At 47.2% G+C, this 16,609-nt stretch carries 17 protein-coding genes and 1 pseudogene; 7 read left to right on the top strand and 11 right to left on the bottom strand.

Going from position 1 to position 16,609, the window contains the following annotated elements:
* Positions 1 to 69: 69 nt before the first annotated feature.
* The 3 genes from gpsA to J3U76_RS08290 are packed head-to-tail and all read right to left on the bottom strand — an operon-like array spanning position 70 to position 2,022.
* Positions 70 to 1,074, bottom strand: coding sequence for an NAD(P)H-dependent glycerol-3-phosphate dehydrogenase (gpsA, locus tag J3U76_RS08300; protein WP_208005501.1), 1,005 nt, complete (start codon positions 1,072 to 1,074; stop codon positions 70 to 72).
* Positions 1,074 to 1,565 carry a protein-export chaperone SecB gene (gene secB / locus J3U76_RS08295; RefSeq protein ID WP_208005500.1) on the bottom strand — a complete coding sequence of 164 codons (492 nt, stop codon included), beginning with the start codon at positions 1,563 to 1,565 and terminating at the stop codon, positions 1,074 to 1,076. Before secB ends, gpsA begins: the two co-directional genes overlap by 1 nt.
* A gap of 28 nt (positions 1,566 to 1,593) precedes the next feature.
* Positions 1,594 to 2,022 carry a rhodanese-like domain-containing protein gene (locus tag J3U76_RS08290; RefSeq protein ID WP_208005499.1) on the bottom strand — a complete coding sequence of 143 codons (429 nt, stop codon included), beginning with the start codon at positions 2,020 to 2,022 and terminating at the stop codon, positions 1,594 to 1,596.
* Positions 2,023 to 2,268: 246 nt separating this feature from the next.
* Between J3U76_RS08290 and gpmM the strand changes: the two genes are divergently transcribed.
* Together gpmM and envC are read left to right on the top strand one after the other, a co-directional pair.
* The gene (gene gpmM, locus J3U76_RS08285; protein WP_208005498.1) at positions 2,269 to 3,801 is read left to right on the top strand and encodes a 2,3-bisphosphoglycerate-independent phosphoglycerate mutase; all 1,533 of its coding nucleotides are present in this window, start codon (positions 2,269 to 2,271) and stop codon (positions 3,799 to 3,801) included.
* A gap of 58 nt (positions 3,802 to 3,859) precedes the next feature.
* Complete coding sequence (gene envC, locus J3U76_RS08280; protein WP_243454150.1) at positions 3,860 to 5,005, top strand: murein hydrolase activator EnvC; 1,146 nt, start codon at positions 3,860 to 3,862, stop codon at positions 5,003 to 5,005.
* A gap of 105 nt (positions 5,006 to 5,110) precedes the next feature.
* On the opposite strand, the gene J3U76_RS08275 is transcribed toward envC, so the two are convergent.
* Complete coding sequence (locus J3U76_RS08275; RefSeq protein ID WP_208005496.1) at positions 5,111 to 5,362, bottom strand: YkgJ family cysteine cluster protein; 252 nt, start codon at positions 5,360 to 5,362, stop codon at positions 5,111 to 5,113.
* Between the two features lie 123 nt (positions 5,363 to 5,485).
* Here J3U76_RS08275 and J3U76_RS08270 point away from each other — a divergent pair, with 123 nt between their 5' ends.
* Together J3U76_RS08270 and J3U76_RS08265 are read left to right on the top strand one after the other, a co-directional pair.
* Positions 5,486 to 5,872, top strand: coding sequence for an acetyl-CoA sensor PanZ family protein (locus tag J3U76_RS08270; protein ID WP_208005495.1), 387 nt, complete (start codon positions 5,486 to 5,488; stop codon positions 5,870 to 5,872).
* A gap of 53 nt (positions 5,873 to 5,925) precedes the next feature.
* On the top strand, positions 5,926 to 7,287 hold the full coding sequence (locus J3U76_RS08265; RefSeq protein ID WP_208005494.1) for a class II fumarate hydratase: 1,362 nt from the start codon (positions 5,926 to 5,928) through the stop codon (positions 7,285 to 7,287).
* Between the two features lie 214 nt (positions 7,288 to 7,501).
* Here the strand turns inward: J3U76_RS08265 and glpX are convergent, their stop codons facing one another.
* The 6 genes and pseudogenes from glpX to ftsY all read right to left on the bottom strand — a co-directional run.
* Positions 7,502 to 8,509: a class II fructose-bisphosphatase gene (glpX, locus tag J3U76_RS08260; RefSeq protein WP_208005493.1), complete on the bottom strand. Its 1,008-nt coding sequence runs from the start codon at positions 8,507 to 8,509 to the stop codon at positions 7,502 to 7,504.
* A 36-nt stretch (positions 8,510 to 8,545) separates the two neighbouring features.
* A complete protein-coding gene (gene can / locus J3U76_RS08255; protein ID WP_208005492.1) occupies positions 8,546 to 9,199 on the bottom strand; it encodes a carbonate dehydratase in 654 nt (217 codons plus the stop codon).
* Between the two features lie 90 nt (positions 9,200 to 9,289).
* A complete protein-coding gene (gene rpoH / locus J3U76_RS08250; protein WP_208005584.1) occupies positions 9,290 to 10,147 on the bottom strand; it encodes an RNA polymerase sigma factor RpoH in 858 nt (285 codons plus the stop codon).
* A 217-nt stretch (positions 10,148 to 10,364) separates the two neighbouring features.
* Positions 10,365 to 11,312 carry a permease-like cell division protein FtsX gene (gene ftsX / locus J3U76_RS08245; protein WP_208005491.1) on the bottom strand — a complete coding sequence of 316 codons (948 nt, stop codon included), beginning with the start codon at positions 11,310 to 11,312 and terminating at the stop codon, positions 10,365 to 10,367.
* The gene (gene ftsE / locus J3U76_RS08240; RefSeq protein WP_208005490.1) at positions 11,299 to 11,973 is read right to left on the bottom strand and encodes a cell division ATP-binding protein FtsE; all 675 of its coding nucleotides are present in this window, start codon (positions 11,971 to 11,973) and stop codon (positions 11,299 to 11,301) included. The genes ftsX and ftsE overlap by 14 nt, the downstream gene beginning before the upstream one ends.
* Positions 11,974 to 13,206 (bottom strand): annotated as a pseudogene (ftsY, locus tag J3U76_RS08235) (signal recognition particle-docking protein FtsY); the annotation flags it as partial. It abuts the gene before it with no gap.
* A 225-nt stretch (positions 13,207 to 13,431) separates the two neighbouring features.
* Here ftsY and rsmD point away from each other — a divergent pair.
* On the top strand, positions 13,432 to 14,028 hold the full coding sequence (gene rsmD, locus J3U76_RS08230) for a 16S rRNA (guanine(966)-N(2))-methyltransferase RsmD (protein ID WP_208005488.1): 597 nt from the start codon (positions 13,432 to 13,434) through the stop codon (positions 14,026 to 14,028).
* Positions 14,025 to 14,342, top strand: a complete 318-nt coding sequence (locus J3U76_RS08225) for a DUF1145 domain-containing protein (protein ID WP_208005487.1) — start codon at positions 14,025 to 14,027, stop codon at positions 14,340 to 14,342. The genes rsmD and J3U76_RS08225 overlap by 4 nt, the downstream gene beginning before the upstream one ends.
* A 43-nt stretch (positions 14,343 to 14,385) precedes the next feature.
* Here the strand turns inward: J3U76_RS08225 and J3U76_RS08220 are convergent, their stop codons facing one another.
* Complete coding sequence (locus J3U76_RS08220) at positions 14,386 to 14,715, bottom strand: putative signal transducing protein (protein ID WP_208005486.1); 330 nt, start codon at positions 14,713 to 14,715, stop codon at positions 14,386 to 14,388.
* A 993-nt stretch (positions 14,716 to 15,708) separates the two neighbouring features.
* Between J3U76_RS08220 and sseA the strand changes: the two genes are divergently transcribed.
* A complete protein-coding gene (sseA, locus tag J3U76_RS08215; RefSeq protein ID WP_208005485.1) occupies positions 15,709 to 16,566 on the top strand; it encodes a 3-mercaptopyruvate sulfurtransferase in 858 nt (285 codons plus the stop codon).
* Positions 16,567 to 16,609: the final 43 nt, after the last annotated feature.

Raw genomic sequence — 16,609 nt, 5'->3', positions numbered from 1 at the left:
CTGTAGGGTCCAATTCATTGGACCGTTTTAGCTCGGCGCTTGGTGCTGGGCGCTAGGCGCTGCTTTTAGTTATTCCGCTTTACGATGGCGGCTAAGTAAAGCAATGGCGGCTTCTTTGGCATTTTTGCCTTGATACAAGACTTGATACACTTGCTCGCAAATGGGCATTTCCACCCCATTGCGCTGTGCCAATTGCTGTACTTCAGCGGCGTTGCGATACCCTTCTACCACCTGGCCAATATCAGCCATGGCGGTTTGCACATCTTTGCCCTGACCTAACGCTAACCCAAACCGACGGTTACGGGACTGATTATCGGTACAGGTTAGTACTAAGTCGCCAAGCCCGGCCATGCCCATAAAGGTTTCGTGCTGAGCACCTAAGGCAACCCCTAAGCGCTGTAACTCTGCCAAGCCACGAGTAATTAGTGCGGTGCGGGCATTGGCGCCAAAGCCTAACCCATCGGCTAAGCCTGCTCCTATCGCAATCACATTTTTAACCGCACCACCTAGCTGCAAGCCCACCATGTCGTCATTCAAATACACCCTAAATGAACGGCCACAGTGCAATAAATCCGCTAAATCTTGGCCAAATTCGGGCTCAGTAGCCGCCAAAGAAATCGCGGTCGGCAAGCCCATGGCCAGCTCTTTAGCAAAGGTAGGGCCCGACAATACGGCCAATGGCGTTTGCTCACCTAATACATCTCGCGTTACGTCTTGCAACAATGCACCAGTATTAGGATCAAGACCTTTGGTTGCCCAAGCAACACGACTGTCTGGACGCAAAAAGGGTTTAACTTGTCTTAGCACATCGGCAAACACATGGCTGGGCACCACAATAAGCAAATTACGGCTAGCCTGCACCGCTTGCTGCAAATCAGCTATGGGTATCAAGCTATCAGGAAAAGCCGCATCGGGTAAAAACACCCGATTACAGCGCTCAGCTGATAGGGTCGCAACTTGTTCAGCCCTATGGCTCCACAGCAGGGTTTTATGGCCATTGCGCGCAAGGGCAATGGCCAAGGCGGTACCATAAGAGCCGGCACCCAATACCGAGATGGCGGCGTCGTTATGCATTAGGCATCAGCCTGCTGTGCTTGCTGCTGCTCTTGAGCACGCTGTACGTGTGCCGCAAACAAAGCATCAAAGTTAACGGGCGCTAAGTTTAGCTGAGGGAAAGAACCTCGGCCCACTAAGCTACTCACAGTTTCACGTGCATATGGGAACAAAACATTAGGGCAGAAGGCACCCAAGCAGTGCGCCAGTTGCTGATCGGCCATATTGCCAATCGTGAACACACCCGCTTGCTGAATTTCGCACAAGTAAGCCGTTTCGTTTTCACCCAGCTTACAGGTTACTGTGAGCGTTAAAATCACTTCAAAAATATTGTCACCCAAACGAGAACTCTTAGTGTCTAGGTCTAGCTTTACTTCGGGCTGCCATTCTTTTTGAAAAACAACCGGCGTACCTGGTGCTTCAAAAGACACGTCTTTTAGATAAATACGCTGGATTTGAAATTCAACTTGTTGCTGCTCTTCAGCGCCTGCACCGTTTACTTCTTCAGCCATGGGATATCCTTATTAAATGTATTAAAAATTAACGTTTAGTCACGGGTAAATTTTGAGTGCGCCATTCGGTCATACCACCGCGTAAGGTGTTAACCTGTGCAAAGCCACCCTTAGATAATAATCGACCCACACTCGCTGTTGTGACACCCGTTTCACAGACTAACAAAACGGGCTTACCCTGATATTTTTTAATCAGGTTTAAGTTATTCTCTTTCAGCTGAGAGGCGGGCACATTAATGGCATTGGCTATATGGCCTTTACGAAAGTCTTCGGCGCCTCGTATATCAATAACCACACCCTCTTGCTTATTGATAAGCGTCACTGCCTCTTGCGTGCTAAGCACAGTTACTTTGCTCAACTTAGCCATAATGCTCATTGCAATAATGGCAACCACTAAACCAAACCAAACAATGACCAGCATGGGGCTGTCTGTAAAAAAATCAAGATACTCTTGCATGGGATTACTTCTTTAAGTTTAAGGTCAAAATACACAAAAAAACGAGTATACATGGCGTATCGGTAAATAACAGCAGCTCCGTTTTTGTGAACGGCCACAAATACCGGACACAGGTCACTCTTTTCGCTACCGCCATCGGCTTCGGGTGGCCAGTAAATTGCCATTTGTAGTAAGATGGCCAGAGTAAAATAGCAATGATTGTTGTTCTCGACTTGCACTTTAAAATCACAAACTTAGGCTTACACTATGAACTCGACCAAAAAGCCCCTAGTGCTCATCATTATGGATGGCTGGGGCTATAGTGAAAACACCGAACATAACGCTATTCACACCGCACACACCCCGGTACTGGATGGCTTAATGCAAGACTGTCCTTCAATGCTGATTTCCACTTCGGGCCATGATGTAGGCTTGCCCGAGGGCCAAATGGGCAACTCTGAAGTGGGACACGTTAATATTGGTGCGGGTCGTATTGTTTATCAAGATTTAACACGCATTGATAAAGCCATTGCAGACGGCAACTTTTTTACTAACCCCACCCTAACCAAAGCCATAGACGGTGCCACCGAGCAGGGCAAAGCTGTGCATATTATGGGATTACTGTCGGCGGGGGGCGTGCATAGCCACCAAGATCAAATGGTGACTATGATAAAAATGGCCGCCGAGCGCGGGGCTGATAAAATTTATATACACGGTTTTTTAGATGGTCGAGATGTGGCTCCTCGTTCGGCATTAAGCTCTATTGAGTTAATCGAAAATGAATGCGCCAAACTAGGTAAAGGCCGTTTAGCCTCTATTGTGGGTCGTTATTTTGCCATGGACCGCGATAACCGCTGGGAGCGGGTGCAAGTGGCTTACGACTTACTCACCCAAGGTGCGGCTGAATATCATGCCGCTGATGGCACAGCCGGGTTGCAGGCGGCTTACGAGCGAGGCGAAAGCGATGAGTTTTTAACCGCCACTACCTTAGGCGAGCCGGTGCGTATTGAAGACGGCGATGCCGTGATTTTTATGAATTACCGCGCCGATCGCGCCCGTGAACTGACGCGCGCTTTTGTGCAAAAAGACTTTAGCGAATTTACTCGCACCCAGTGCCCCGCGCTGAGTGACTTTGTGATGCTCACCGAGTATGCCGCCGATATTGAAACTGCTTGTGCTTATCCGCCCGAGGACTTGCCTAATACCCTAGGGGAGTGGCTAGCGGAGCACGGTAAAACTCAGCTGCGCATTTCTGAAACCGAGAAGTACGCTCACGTTACCTTCTTCTTTAATGGCGGCCGCGAAGCCTGCTTTAAGGGTGAACAGCGGGAAATGATCCCAAGCCCACAAGTGGCCACTTACGACTTGCAGCCAGAAATGAACTCTGAACTACTCACCGACAAGCTAGTAGCAGCCATTAAAAGCCAAGCCTTTGATGTGATTATTTGTAATTACCCCAATGGCGATATGGTGGGCCATACCGGTGTGTTTGAAGCAGCAGTAAAAGCCTGTGAAGCCATAGATAAATCTGTGGGCCGCGCTGTCGCGGCACTAAAAGAAGTGGGTGGCGAGGCATTAATTACTGCCGATCATGGTAACGCTGAACAAATGATCAACCCAGTAACAGGACAAGTGCAAACCGCACACACTACTCTGCCGGTTCCGCTTATTTATGTGGGCAGAGACGCAACGCCTGCCGCTAAAGGACGTTTATCGGACTTAGCGCCAACCATGTTGAACTTGCTAGGCATGGAAACACCTGAGCAAATGACTGGTAAGCCGCTGATGGTTCTGAAATAATCAGCCTATGGGCAAAAAGCGACAGTTCATTACATTAGTGTTATTAAGTGCCGGTCTTATGATCGGCACTTTCGCATTGGCAGACGACAGTAAAGAGCTAAAAAACGTACAAGGACAAATTGCCAGCCAGCAACAAAACTTGCAGCAGCAAAAAAACAAATTAAAGCAGTTACAACAACAACTTGCGAAAGATGAAAAAGCCATTTCTACCATGGCGCGTAAACTTAACCAAACACAAAATAAGTTAAGCGATAACGAAGCTGCCTTGGTTAAGTTAGATAAAGAGCATCAGCAATTAACCCAACAAGCTCAACAGCAACAAGTGTTACTCGCCGAACAACTCCGCGCTGCCTATCAAAATGGTCGCCACGACTATTTAAAATTATTGCTCAATGGCCAAGACAGCACCGAAATAGACCGCTTATTACACTATTACGCCCATTTAAATAAAGCGCGCGCCCAAGCCTTACAGCAATTAGCCAAAACTCAACAACAGCTGGCTAACAACCGCCACCAAGCTGAACAAAGCCGCCAGCAATTAAATCAATTACTGGCTCGCCAGCAACAAGAGCAAGACAACTTAAGCACCCAACAACGTAAACGAGCGGCCACCGCTAAGCAGCTGAATAACGCCTTAGATAAGGGTAACCAAAGGCTAACTAGCCTGCGCCAAGCCGCTAATCATTTAGAGCGCCAAATTAAGGCCGCCCAAGAAAAAGCCGAGCGCGAACGTGCTGAGCGAGAAGCGCGAGCCGCGCAACGAACCGGCAGCTCGGGGCGAACCCCAGTAGTGGCAAAGCTGAGTGGTAGTTTTGCGGGCTTAAAAAAAGGCACCTTGCCTTGGCCATTAACAGGCAAATTAATACAAAAGTTTGGCAGTAAACGCACCAGCCAATTACAGTGGAAAGGGCTATTTATTAGTGCCCCCGCAGGCAAAGAAATAAAGGCCATTGCCAATGGACAGGTGGTGTATGCCGATTGGCTAAATGGCTTTGGTATGGTGATGGTCATTGAGCACGGCAAAGGCTATATGAGTCTTTATGGTCATAATCAGTCGCTGTTACTTAACCCAGGCGATAAAGTTAAAGTCGGTCAGCCCATAGCGTTAAGTGGCGACAGTGGCGCGCAAAATAAAACTGGCCTCTACTTCGAAATTCGCTACCAAGGCTCAGCCGTCAATCCCCTACCCTGGTTAAAGTCTTAATACAGCGCCGAGCACCAAGCGCCTAGCTAAAAAGCAAACACCCTCCTGATGCACATCAGGTTTTGGCTTTAGGATGTTAAGCTGGGTGCTGGGTGCCGGGCGCTACTAACTCGTTGCCTTTTCTAGTTCGCTAATCAGCCAAATGGCTTGGTCTTTGGACTCGCCGCATACATCATTCATCGCCTTAAAACTTGCACACACCGCTGGGCGCTCGGGTTGGCCAAAAATAGCACACCGCATATCCGCCATTAACTGCGCACAGGGCGCACCCGCAGGCTTACCATTAGGCATGCCGGGCAAAGGCCCACTAATACTTGGCGCAATGCAGCAGGCACCGCAACCACTTCGACATTCCATTAGCACTCTCTCACTGTTGTCGGCTTCTCTTTTTAGGTAAAGAGTATTAGACCAAAAAACATAGCTAGTTAGCACTAATGCTAGACACATAGCATGATAAACTGAGCTTTTTAAGGAGCCATTATGCGCCTCACTGTACATCGTTTAGCGCACATTCCCGAACAATATTGCCACCATGTGAACCTTATTTTACAGGGTCACAAACTGCCCGAGCAGGCCATGTTTTACCTGGCAACCTTTAACGATAAAGCCGTGGCACTGGCTTGGTTACAACACCATAAAGCACAGCAAACACCACAGCTCAACTTTATTGCCGTGCGCGATATTACGCGCCGTCGTGGTATTGGCCAAGAGTTATTGCGCCAAATTAAGCAAGACGCCCATGCCAATGGCCACCCACACATTAGCTGCCATATTCAACAAGCTCCTGGGGTACAACAAAACGATCTAGTCGCGTTTTTAACCAGCCAAGGCTTTAATGCACAAACAACTTTGCTAAGCTGTCATTAATACCACGCTGACTGTTTATCGAACCAAATGGCTTAGCCTTTTAAGGAGATAGAATGAAGATGAGAACTGAAACCGACTCTATGGGTGAAGTAACAGTACCCGCCAACGCACTTTATGGTGCGCAAACACAAAGAGCCATTAATAACTTCCCCATCTCAGGCCAGCCTTTGCCCCCCGCTTTTATTAGTGCGGTTGCCAGCATAAAAGCCGCGTGTGCGCAGGCTAACGCTCAACTTAAGCGGCTAGACCAAGACAAAGCCGACGCCATTATTGCCGCCGCTAACGCCGTCATTGATGGTCAGCATCCTAATGAGTTTCCGATTGATATCTACCAAACCGGCTCTGGCACCAGCACCAATATGAACGTAAATGAGGTGCTAGCACACTTAGCCAGTAGCGCGCTGGGTAAAAAGGTAGGCGCCAATGACGACGTTAATATGGGCCAAAGTTCAAACGACGTTATCCCCTCTGCTCTGCACCTAAGTGCAACGCTGAGTCTTACCAGAAGCTTAATGCCGGCGCTGTTACAACTAGAACAAGCCATACTCACTAAAGGTGAGCAGCTAACCGACCAAGTAAAAACCGGCCGTACCCATTTAATGGATGCCATGCCACTGCGCTTTGACCAAGAGCTAGGCGGTTGGGCCACACAAATACGCTATGCCAGCCAGCGACTGGATGGCCTGCAAAGCCGACTACAGCAACTGGCTCTGGGGGGCACAGCTATTGGTACTGGTATTAATGCCGATCCACGCCAAGCGCAGTTAGCTTGTGATTATCTTAATCAGCAAACAGAGTTACACTTTTGCCCAGCAGAAGATTATTTTTATAGTTTAAGCAGTCAAGACACAGCGGTAGAGCTGTCGGGTCAGCTAAAAACATTGGCGGTGGCACTAATGAAAATTGCCAATGATCTACGCTGGATGAACTCAGGCCCCCTGACCGGCATTGGCGAAATTCAATTGCCTGCTCTACAACCTGGCTCTTCTATTATGCCGGGTAAGGTTAACCCGGTAATACCTGAAGCCATTGCCATGGTAGCAGCACAAGTTATTGGCCTAGATTCAGCCAACACAGTGGCCGGCCAGTCGGGTAACTTTCAGCTGAATGTGATGCTACCCTTAGTAGCCAGCAACCTATTAACCATGACCCAATTACTGAGTAACTCAGCGCCCTTGTTAGCCGATGCCATTAGTGGTTTTACTATCAATCAGGCGCATATTGATGAGAACTTAGCTAAAAACCCTATTTTGGTAACAGCATTAAACCCGGTTATTGGTTACGATAATGCAGCTAAAATTGCCAAACAAGCTTACAAAGAGCAAAGACCGATATTGGATGTGGCACTTGAGCACACCGAGCTGTCGGAGGACGAACTACGCACCCTGCTCGATCCCGCTGCGCTTACGCGTTAAACATACAGCTGTACGTGGTACGCCATACGCTTTATGTTAAAGAAAACGGCGGTTTTGTTTTTTCGTAAGGCGCTCAGCGTAAAGCGTACGGCAGCTTGTTAGATGGATTACCGCGTCGTTGCACTTCTCGCAATGACGAAGTGGGCTCAGGCCCAATAGCATAATAAAAAGGGATGCCGTGGCATCCCTTTTTCTATTGCTAGCATGTTAGCTTCTACAAAATAATATCTTTTAGTGCTTGTTGCTTACGAGATAAAATATGGGTAGAGCGAATGCGGCGTACAGTGCGCGACTTACCGCGGATCACTAGCGTTTCGGTATGGGCATAATAACCATCGCTGCTAATACCTTCTAGCAAATCACCCTTAGTAATGCCGGTGGCAGCAAACAGTACGTTGTCGGTGCGGGCCATATCTTCTAATTTTAAAATTTTACCCACTTCAATGCCCATTTCTTGGCAACGTGCTACTTCTTGCTTACCCAGTTCAACGTTTTCTTCTGTTGGCTCTTTTACTTCGTAACGCGGAACTAGGCGCGCTTGCATATCGCCATCTAACGAGCGAATGGCCGCTGCCGAAATCACACCTTCAGGAGCGCCACCAATGCAATACAGCATGTCTACTTCGCTTTCTGGCACACAGGCCAAAATAGAAGCAGCCACATCACCATCGGGCACAGCAAACACGCGCACACCCAATGCTTGCATGGTTTTAATGGCTTTGTCGTGGCGGGGCTTGGCTAAGGTAATCACAGTAAAGCGTGATAGTGGCTTATCAAGCGCTTTAGCAACAGATTTTATATTTTGTTCAATCGACTTAGACAAGTCGATGGCACCTTTGGCCCGCGCGCCTACAATTAGCTTTTCCATATACATGTCGGGGGCACGCAAAAAAGCGCCCTTTTCGCCCACGGCAATCACGGCGAGAGCATTAGACTGACCCATGGCCGTCATGCGCGTACCTTCTATGGGATCAACGGCAATATCAACGTCTTCACCGCCAAGGCCGACTTGCTCACCAATATAGAGCATAGGGGCGTCATCAATTTCGCCCTCGCCGATAACCACTTCACCGTTAATTTCAATTTCATTTAATACATGACGCATTGCTGCCACGGCAGCACCGTCAGCGGTATTTTTATCGCCTCTACCTAACCACTTGTAACCGGCCAAGGCGGCCGCTTCGGTTACGCGGGAAAACTCAATGGCTAATTCACGTCTCATGATCTTTCCTAATCGTTCAAATGATCGCTATTGGCATCACCTGTTATCTAAAATACGTTGCTGCAAAATACGATATACATCGGGTGTCTCCATTTTTTCTGATGCGCAGACATCTAAATCATGCAATCTGCCATCTTTAATACCGTATACCCAGCCGTGAATAGATAACTCTTGTCCTCGCTGCCATGCGTGCTGCACTATGCTGGTTCGGCACAGGTTGGAAACCTGCTCTACTACGTTTAGTTCACACAGTGCGTCTTCTTGTAACTGCTCACTTTCTAAGTCGTGTAAGTCTTTACGATAACGCTGATATAAGTCTTTAAGGCTACATAACCAATTATCAATCAACCCAAGTTCCATATCATCCATTACAGCTCTAACACCGCCACAGCCATAGTGGCCACAAATGATAATATGCTTCACTTTTAGTACTTCTACCGCATATTGTACCACCGACAAACAGTTGAAATCGGTATGCATCACCAGGTTTGCCACATTACGGTGTACAAATACATCACCGGGTAATAACCCTGTTAACTGGTTGGCAGGAACACGGCTATCTGAACAGCCGATCCATAAATATTCAGGTGTTTGCTGTAACGCTAATTGCTCGAAAAAGGTCGGATCTTCCGCTTTGATCCTCTCTGACCATTCCTGGTTATTGTTAAACAGCTGCTTCAATATTCTCATGGGGTATTCCTGCTTTTTTCTTCTATTAGAATAGATTGTTGGCGGAAAAAAAGGCCCCAACGGGGCCTTTTCTTCAGTCTTCATTCACCTTCAAGAATCCATGGCCACTTTTAACTTTTTAAGTGCACTTTTTTCTAACTGACGGATTCGCTCTGCGGATACACCGTATTGATCAGCTAACACTTGTAAAGTGGTCTTGTCATCTTCGTCTAGCCAACGGGCTTGAATAATATGTTGGCTACGCTCATCTAATGTAGCTAGCGCTGAGCGTAAACGCCGATTTGCCGTTTGCTCCCAGTTGTCGTCTTCTACTTGAGTTGCCACATCTGAACTGTGATCTTGTAGATATTGAACTGGCGAAAAGTTAGTTTCTTTTTCGTCGTCATCTGATGCTAAATCGAAGGCTTGGTCTTGCGCACTCATGCGCGATTCCATTTCTAACACTTCAGAGGGCTGCACACCTAGATTTTCGGCAACCATATTAACTTCATCTTGGTTAAACCAACCCAAACGTTTTTTAGATTTACGCAGATTAAAGAACAACTTACGTTGTGCCTTAGTGGTGGCAACTTTCACTACACGCCAATTGCGTAATACATACTCGTGAATTTCGGCTTTAATCCAATGCACGGCAAACGAAACTAAGCGCACCCCAACACCTGGGTCAAAACGCTTAACCGCCTTCATTAAGCCAATATTACCCTCTTGGATCAGGTCTGCTTGTGGCAAACCATAACCAGAATAGCCACGGGCAATATGCACCACAAAGCGCAAATGCGACATAATCATCTGTCGGGCAGCAGATAGGCTACCATCGCTTTGTAGTCGTTCAGCGAGTGACTTTTCTTCTTCTGCACTCAATACAGGAATGGTATTTACTGCCTGAATATAAGCCTCCAGGCTACCTTGCGGTACAAGGGAGAAATGGCGCTGAAAATCTGTCGTCATTACACTCGTATTCATTGTTACATGACTCCGTATAACGGCAGCGTTGGCGGCTTATTTATGCTAATCCCTAGGGGTTAGCCACAAGCAATGCCTGCCGAACGCTGCAACGCGGAAAATGTATTTATTTAAAACAAAGCTCTAGAAATGGTGTTGTACTGGTCATATAAGACCACACTTCACTCATTAAGTTCAAGTTTAATCAAATAACAGACTCGCTTTACTGCGGCTCTATAGCACGAATATGCCGACGCACTGAAAAACCAGACGCAAGTAGACTCAATAGTGTACCGGTCACCACTAATAGCACACTCTCTTCTACGCCTAAGCCCAACAAATTGAAATCACTTTGATATAAGTCAGCTAAGGCACTGACCTTGTGACTAAGCCAAAACACCATCACTAAGGTTAACCACCAAGCTAATAGGCCGCCTATTATGCCATACCAAAGCCCAACATATAAAAAAGGTCTTTGAATAAAGCGATCCGTGGCGCCCACCAGCTTCATGACTTCTATTTCGTAGCGGCTATTTAAAATATTGAGTCGTAAGGTGTTGCCCACCACCAGCAATACGCCTGCCAGCAGTAAACTCGCCATACCTACCACAGCTTGGCGCAATAAGTCGACTATGCCTGATAAACGCGCTAACCAAGCCATATCCAACCTTGCCGTCTCAACAATAGGCTCAGCTTTAATGTCGGCCAGCAACTGCTCGGCAGCTTCTGGGCTGCGCCCTACTTCCGATAGCCCCACAATAAAGACCGCTGGCAAGGGGTTTTCTGCCAATAAATCGAGAGCCTCAGCAAAACCGGCAGCCCCCTTAAAGTCAGCCAACCCTTGCTCGGCACTAATATAGGTCACCTTGTCTATTTCGGGTAAGGCGGCCAAATGGGCTTGCAGTTCGGTCACTTGTTGTTCTGTTGTTTCTTGCTGTAAGTAGAGGCTAATTTGCGCCTTACTTTGCCACACCGCACTCACCGACTCGGCATTTTTTAATAGTACATAAAAACTGGCCGGCAGCGCCAAGCTCACCCCTAATACGGCAATGGTCATTAGCGAGCTTAATGGTGTGCGCCATAGCTCGCCTAAACTAGTAAAAAGCTGGCGTATATGATCAGTGCCATACATCACCAAGCGCTGTAGCAAAGATAATTTATATTTGCTCATCACGGCTCTCCAGCTCTAGTCGGCCTGCATTAAGGGTTAAAGTTCTGTGACGCTGCGAGTTAATTAATCCCGTGTCATGAGTGGCAATGAGTACACTCACGCCCACGCTATTAAAAGCTTCGAATAACCGTAATATTTCCATTGATAATTCAGGATCTAAATTACCTGTGGGCTCATCCGCTAATAGCAATAAGGGCTTATTCACAATGGCGCGCGCTATGCCTACTCTTTGTTGCTCACCGCCAGATAACATCAGAGGAAAATATCGGTCTTTGCCCAATAAGCCTACTTTATCTAATGCCGCCGACACGCGTCTGCGAATATCTTGATGGCTATAGCCTTCAATAACTAGCGGTAAGGCAACATTATCAAATACGGTGCGGGCATTAATGAGATGATGATCTTGAAATATCATGCCAATGCGGCGGCGCACATAGGGTATGTGGCCACGGCGAATGCGACTCACATCTTGGCCATTAAATAACACTTGGCCATCTGTGGGTCGCTCCATCACGCTTATCAGCTTAAGCAGGGTACTCTTACCCGCCCCCGAGTGCCCAGTGAGGTAGGCCATTTCCCCTTTTCCTAGGTGGAAACTGACCTTTTGCAGCGCTTGAAAGCCACCGCTATATACCTTGCTAACCTGATCAAAGCGGATCATTTATTCATCCTGCGTGAAGAGGGCTTCAATAAACTCTTGGGCAACAAAGGGGCGTAAATCATCAATTTGTTCACCCACCCCAATATAACGAATAGGAATACCAAATTTATCAGCCACAGAGAAGATAACCCCTCCTTTGGCTGTGCCATCGAGCTTGCTCAGTGTAATGCCAGTGACTGGCACGGCATCATTAAATATTTTGGCTTGGCTAATTGCGTTTTGGCCTGTACCCGCATCTAAGGTAAGCATAATTTCGTGTGGTGCGCCGCCATCCACTTTTTGCATAACGCGCACCACTTTTTTCAGCTCATCCATTAGGTGCGATTTATTTTGTAGGCGCCCAGCAGTATCAACAATCAGTACATCAGCTTTTCGTGCTTTAGCCGCTGATACGGCATCATAGATAACAGAAGCCGCATCGGCACCGGTATGTTGGGCAATAACAGGAATATCATTGCGCTCGCCCCAAATCTGTAATTGCTCTACCGCTGCGGCACGAAAGGTATCCCCTGCAGCCAGCATCACTGATTTTCCTTCACCTTGAAACTGACGCGCCATTTTACCAATGGTGGTGGTTTTACCCACGCCATTCACCCCCACCATTAAAATAACATAGGGCTTATGATCATTATCAATCACCAAGGGCTGCTCTACCTTGTTTAAGATAGCGGCCATTTCTTCTTTTAACAGCTCATACAAGGCCTCGCCGTCTTTTAGCTGACGGCGGTTGGCTTGACGCGTTAGGTTATCAATAATTGAGAGTGTGGTTTCTACGCCTAAATCTGCCGTTAACAGCTGGGTTTCTAGCTCTTCAAATAAATCATCATCAATTTTTTTACCGCTAAAGAGGCCAAAAAAACCGGATCCTATATTTTGTCGTGTTTTAAGCAGGCCTGTTTTTAAGCGAGCAAAAAAACCTTTTTTAGGTGCCTTGGCTTCTTCTGCCAACCGTGCCTCTTCGGCCGCTTTGGCTTCTTCCGCTAACCGTGCTGCTTCAGCCGCTTTGGCTTCTTCCGCTAACCGTGCTGCTTCAGCCGCTTTCGCTTCTTCCGCCAACCGTGCTTCCTCGGCCGCTTTGGCTTCTTCCACTAACCGCGCTTGCTCGGCCGCTTTGGCTTCTTCCGCCAACCGTGCTTCCTCGGCCGCTTTGGCCTCTTCCGCCAACCGAGCTTGCTCGGCCGCTTTGGCTTCTTCCGCCAACCGCGCTTCCTCAGCCGCCTTAGCCTCTTCAGCAAGCTGTTGCGCTTGTTGTTCTTGCTCTACGTCCCTTGCTTGCTGATCTTTGTTTTTGCCAAAGCCCAGCCAAGAAAATAAACCTTTTTTTGCCATTCTGATATTACTCACTAAATGTCAGGGTGATTAGGACTAGCCGTAACTCGGCACCTTCTTTAGAATACTCACCCCTTATGGGTGCAAACCGCCTTATACTAGCACTTTATTGAAACACGGCGAAACGAGATGGCAAAAGCAAAACCAATTAAAAAGGCCGCAGCAGGTACCGGACAAATTCGCTTGATTGGCGGACAATGGCGTGGGCGCAAATTACCCGTGCTCAATAGCGAAGGTTTAAGGCCAACCAGCGATCGAATAAAAGAGACATTGTTTAACTGGTTAATGTTCGATATTCGCCATTGCCGATGCTTAGACCTGTTTGCCGGCAGCGGCAGCTTGGGCTTTGAAGCCTTATCCCGTGGCGCGAAAGAGGTCGTTTTAATAGAAAAAGACGCCAAAGTCGCCCAACAGTTACAACACAATTTTGCCAGTTTGCCAGCAGCCCAAGGCAAAGTCATTCATAACGATGCCGAACGTTTTTTACAGACTCCGGCTAGCGCGTTTGACTTAGTTTTTCTCGATCCGCCATTTCACCGTGAATTACTACCCAATGTCTGCCAGTGGTTAGAAGAAAACGGCTGGCTAAATGATAATGCAAAAATTTATATCGAGCGAGAGCAATCATCTGAATCATTATCACTGCCAACGAATTGGCGACTATTAAAAGATAAGCACGCAGGCCACGTTATTTATCAACTTTATCAAAGGGAAAATGCACAATGAAATTACTAAACTTAGCAATGAAACTGATTATGTTGCTATTTTGGGCTGGGGTTATTTACGCTCTGGTTGGCCCAGATTTTCAAGAAGTGGGCTTAATGCCGCTTATTTTGGGTGCAATTGTACTGGTTATGCATCTATTACAAGTACTTATGCTGAAGCGCGTGGCTAATATACTGAACCCCAGCACTCAAGATTATCTGGGTGTATTGGTGTTTGGCTCCTTTGCTATGCACAAACACCGCGCGCGCTTGAAAGAGATCATGGAAGAAAACAAGCAGAAAAACGCACAAAGAAAGCAGCAACAAGATAAATAATCTGCTGACTTAGGGGCGAACCTCGCCCCTAATGACTTGCCTGTTATGACTCTTCACTTTGAAGCACTTTTGCATCTTGGCCACATTGCCAGCAAAGCTCAAAGCTACCCGCATTATGTTCACCACAGTGTGAACAGTACCAATCGGGTCGCGGCTCTTGCTGATAACGCGTCAATATTAACTGCGACTGCGTGATATCTTTAGGGCGAACATGCAAGGTCACTTCTATGGCATTAGCAGGCAGTTCACCTAGCGCACCCGCCAGTGCTTCACCTTTAAGCTGTACTTTAATGCCAGAGACTTCTAAGGCGCCTTTAATAGCATGCGCTTCTAAGCTATTGGCCGCCTGATAGACCCTTACCCACTCACTCATACCTTTGACCTTTTAATGCAGTACACAGATTAAGTAACAGGTTTACGCTATTGTTTGCTAAAGATCGAGTAGAGATAGGTATGGGGTTATTGCAATTACAGTAAAGCTCTTATCACCTTTAAGTCTTAATATCTGAGGCACCGAGTTGACTATAGGCCACACGATTAGGCAGCTCTGTAGCATCAAGGAGGATGAAGGGTTCTACTTCTACAGGGCGATACATAGATAAGCTACTTTCTAAGCTTGGTATAACAGCTTTACGCTATGGCTGGGTAAAGATCAAAAACTGGCTTAATTTCACCTAGCGCCAAACAGCACCTACCAACAACATGCTTCATTGTGACGAACAGCGCCCATAGAAAAGGGGGTGACATTATGTCACCCCCTTTTGGGTTGTCGTTCGGCTCTGTTCCTTAAACCAAGTTGCTCCCTGCACTCCTTGACGTATTACCTTAATCCTTAAGGTCTTTCCTCTTACCTATCCTTAGGCGTGTCCTTTGTGTCATCCTGACTGCGATTCATCCTGAGTCGCGTACTCTCTCCATCCTGGAGGTGTCCCTTACCGCATCCTGCGGGTGTTCCTATTTACCCTGCTTGGCAAGCCTATCTTCCTGACGGACTTCCTCGCTCCCTGCAACACTAACTATAGATGTTTTAACTTATCTCTCAATAGGATAAGCATTATCAAATTAAGGCTCATCATAAAGAAAAAGTGTAAGCTTTTGTTTATTAAATGAAATAAATATTATGTGGCAACAAGTCTGCAACCTAAAGCGTGTTATCCACCACAGTGTTAAGTTATTACGCACAACATAACGGGCGGATCTCTTACAATTTAAGATCAACAGAAAGGAGAGTGCTGCTATAAACAGCTTACTTGCGACGAAAGAACGCTGAAACCAATAGCAAAAGTGCCAACTATTATTAACAAAAAGTAGCCTGAATAACCTAGTCCGCTTACGATAAACCAACTAATACATGAGGAATAACAAGATGACTCAACTAACCTTGCCCACCCCTTTAGTCGATTATCAGTGGTTAGCGGCCCACCTGCACGACCCCAATTTAGTGATTTTGGATGCCAGCTGGTATATGCCTGCCGCTCAGCGCTCAGGAAAACAAGAATGGCAAGAGCAGCGTATTCCCGGTGCCCGTTTCTTTGATTTTGACAGTAAAGTCAAAGATGAGAGTAGTCCACTGCCACATATGCTGCCACCCGCCGAACAATTTTCTCGACAAGTATCTTTGTTAGGTGTAAGTAATCAAAGCCGCATTGTGATCTACGATGGTAGCGGCATATTTGCGGCGCCTAGAGCTTGGTGGATGTTTAAAGCCATGGGACATAAACAGGTGGCGGTGTTAGATGGTGGCTTACCTAGTTGGGTAGCACAAGGCTTACCTGTTACAAGCGGTGAAGCTGAAACTGTCACTCAGGGACACTTTGAGGCTAAGTTACAAACGACTTGGGTCGCTGACACTAAGCACGTGCAAGCCGCACTGTCACAACCAAAAACTAGCCGTATTCTAGATGCCAGAAGTATCGAGCGCTTTAGCGGACAAGCTCCAGACCCCCGCCCAGGAGTAAGACCCGGTCATATGCCCGGTGCAGCCTGCTTACCTTTTGCTGAGTTACTACAACAAGGGCACTTTTTACCTAAAGCACAACTAGCAGATAAACTTACCAAACTACTTTCACCTGAACAGCATTTAATTTGCAGCTGTGGCTCTGGCGTTACCGCCGCTATTTTAGCGTTAGCAGCCGATATTATCGGACATCAGCATATTGCCGTTTACGATGGCTCTTGGGTCGAGTGGGGTGGTTCAACCCAACTCCCCGTAGTCACAGAGTAGTCACAGACTAAATCGACTAATAAAAAGCCCGCCATTAACAGGC

This window comes from Oceanisphaera pacifica (genome assembly GCF_017498065.1).
GTDB lineage: Bacteria > Pseudomonadota > Gammaproteobacteria > Enterobacterales > Aeromonadaceae > Oceanimonas > Oceanimonas pacifica.
The sequence above is the reverse complement of the archived record's forward strand: the minus strand, read 5'-3'. Positions and strand labels throughout refer to the sequence as shown.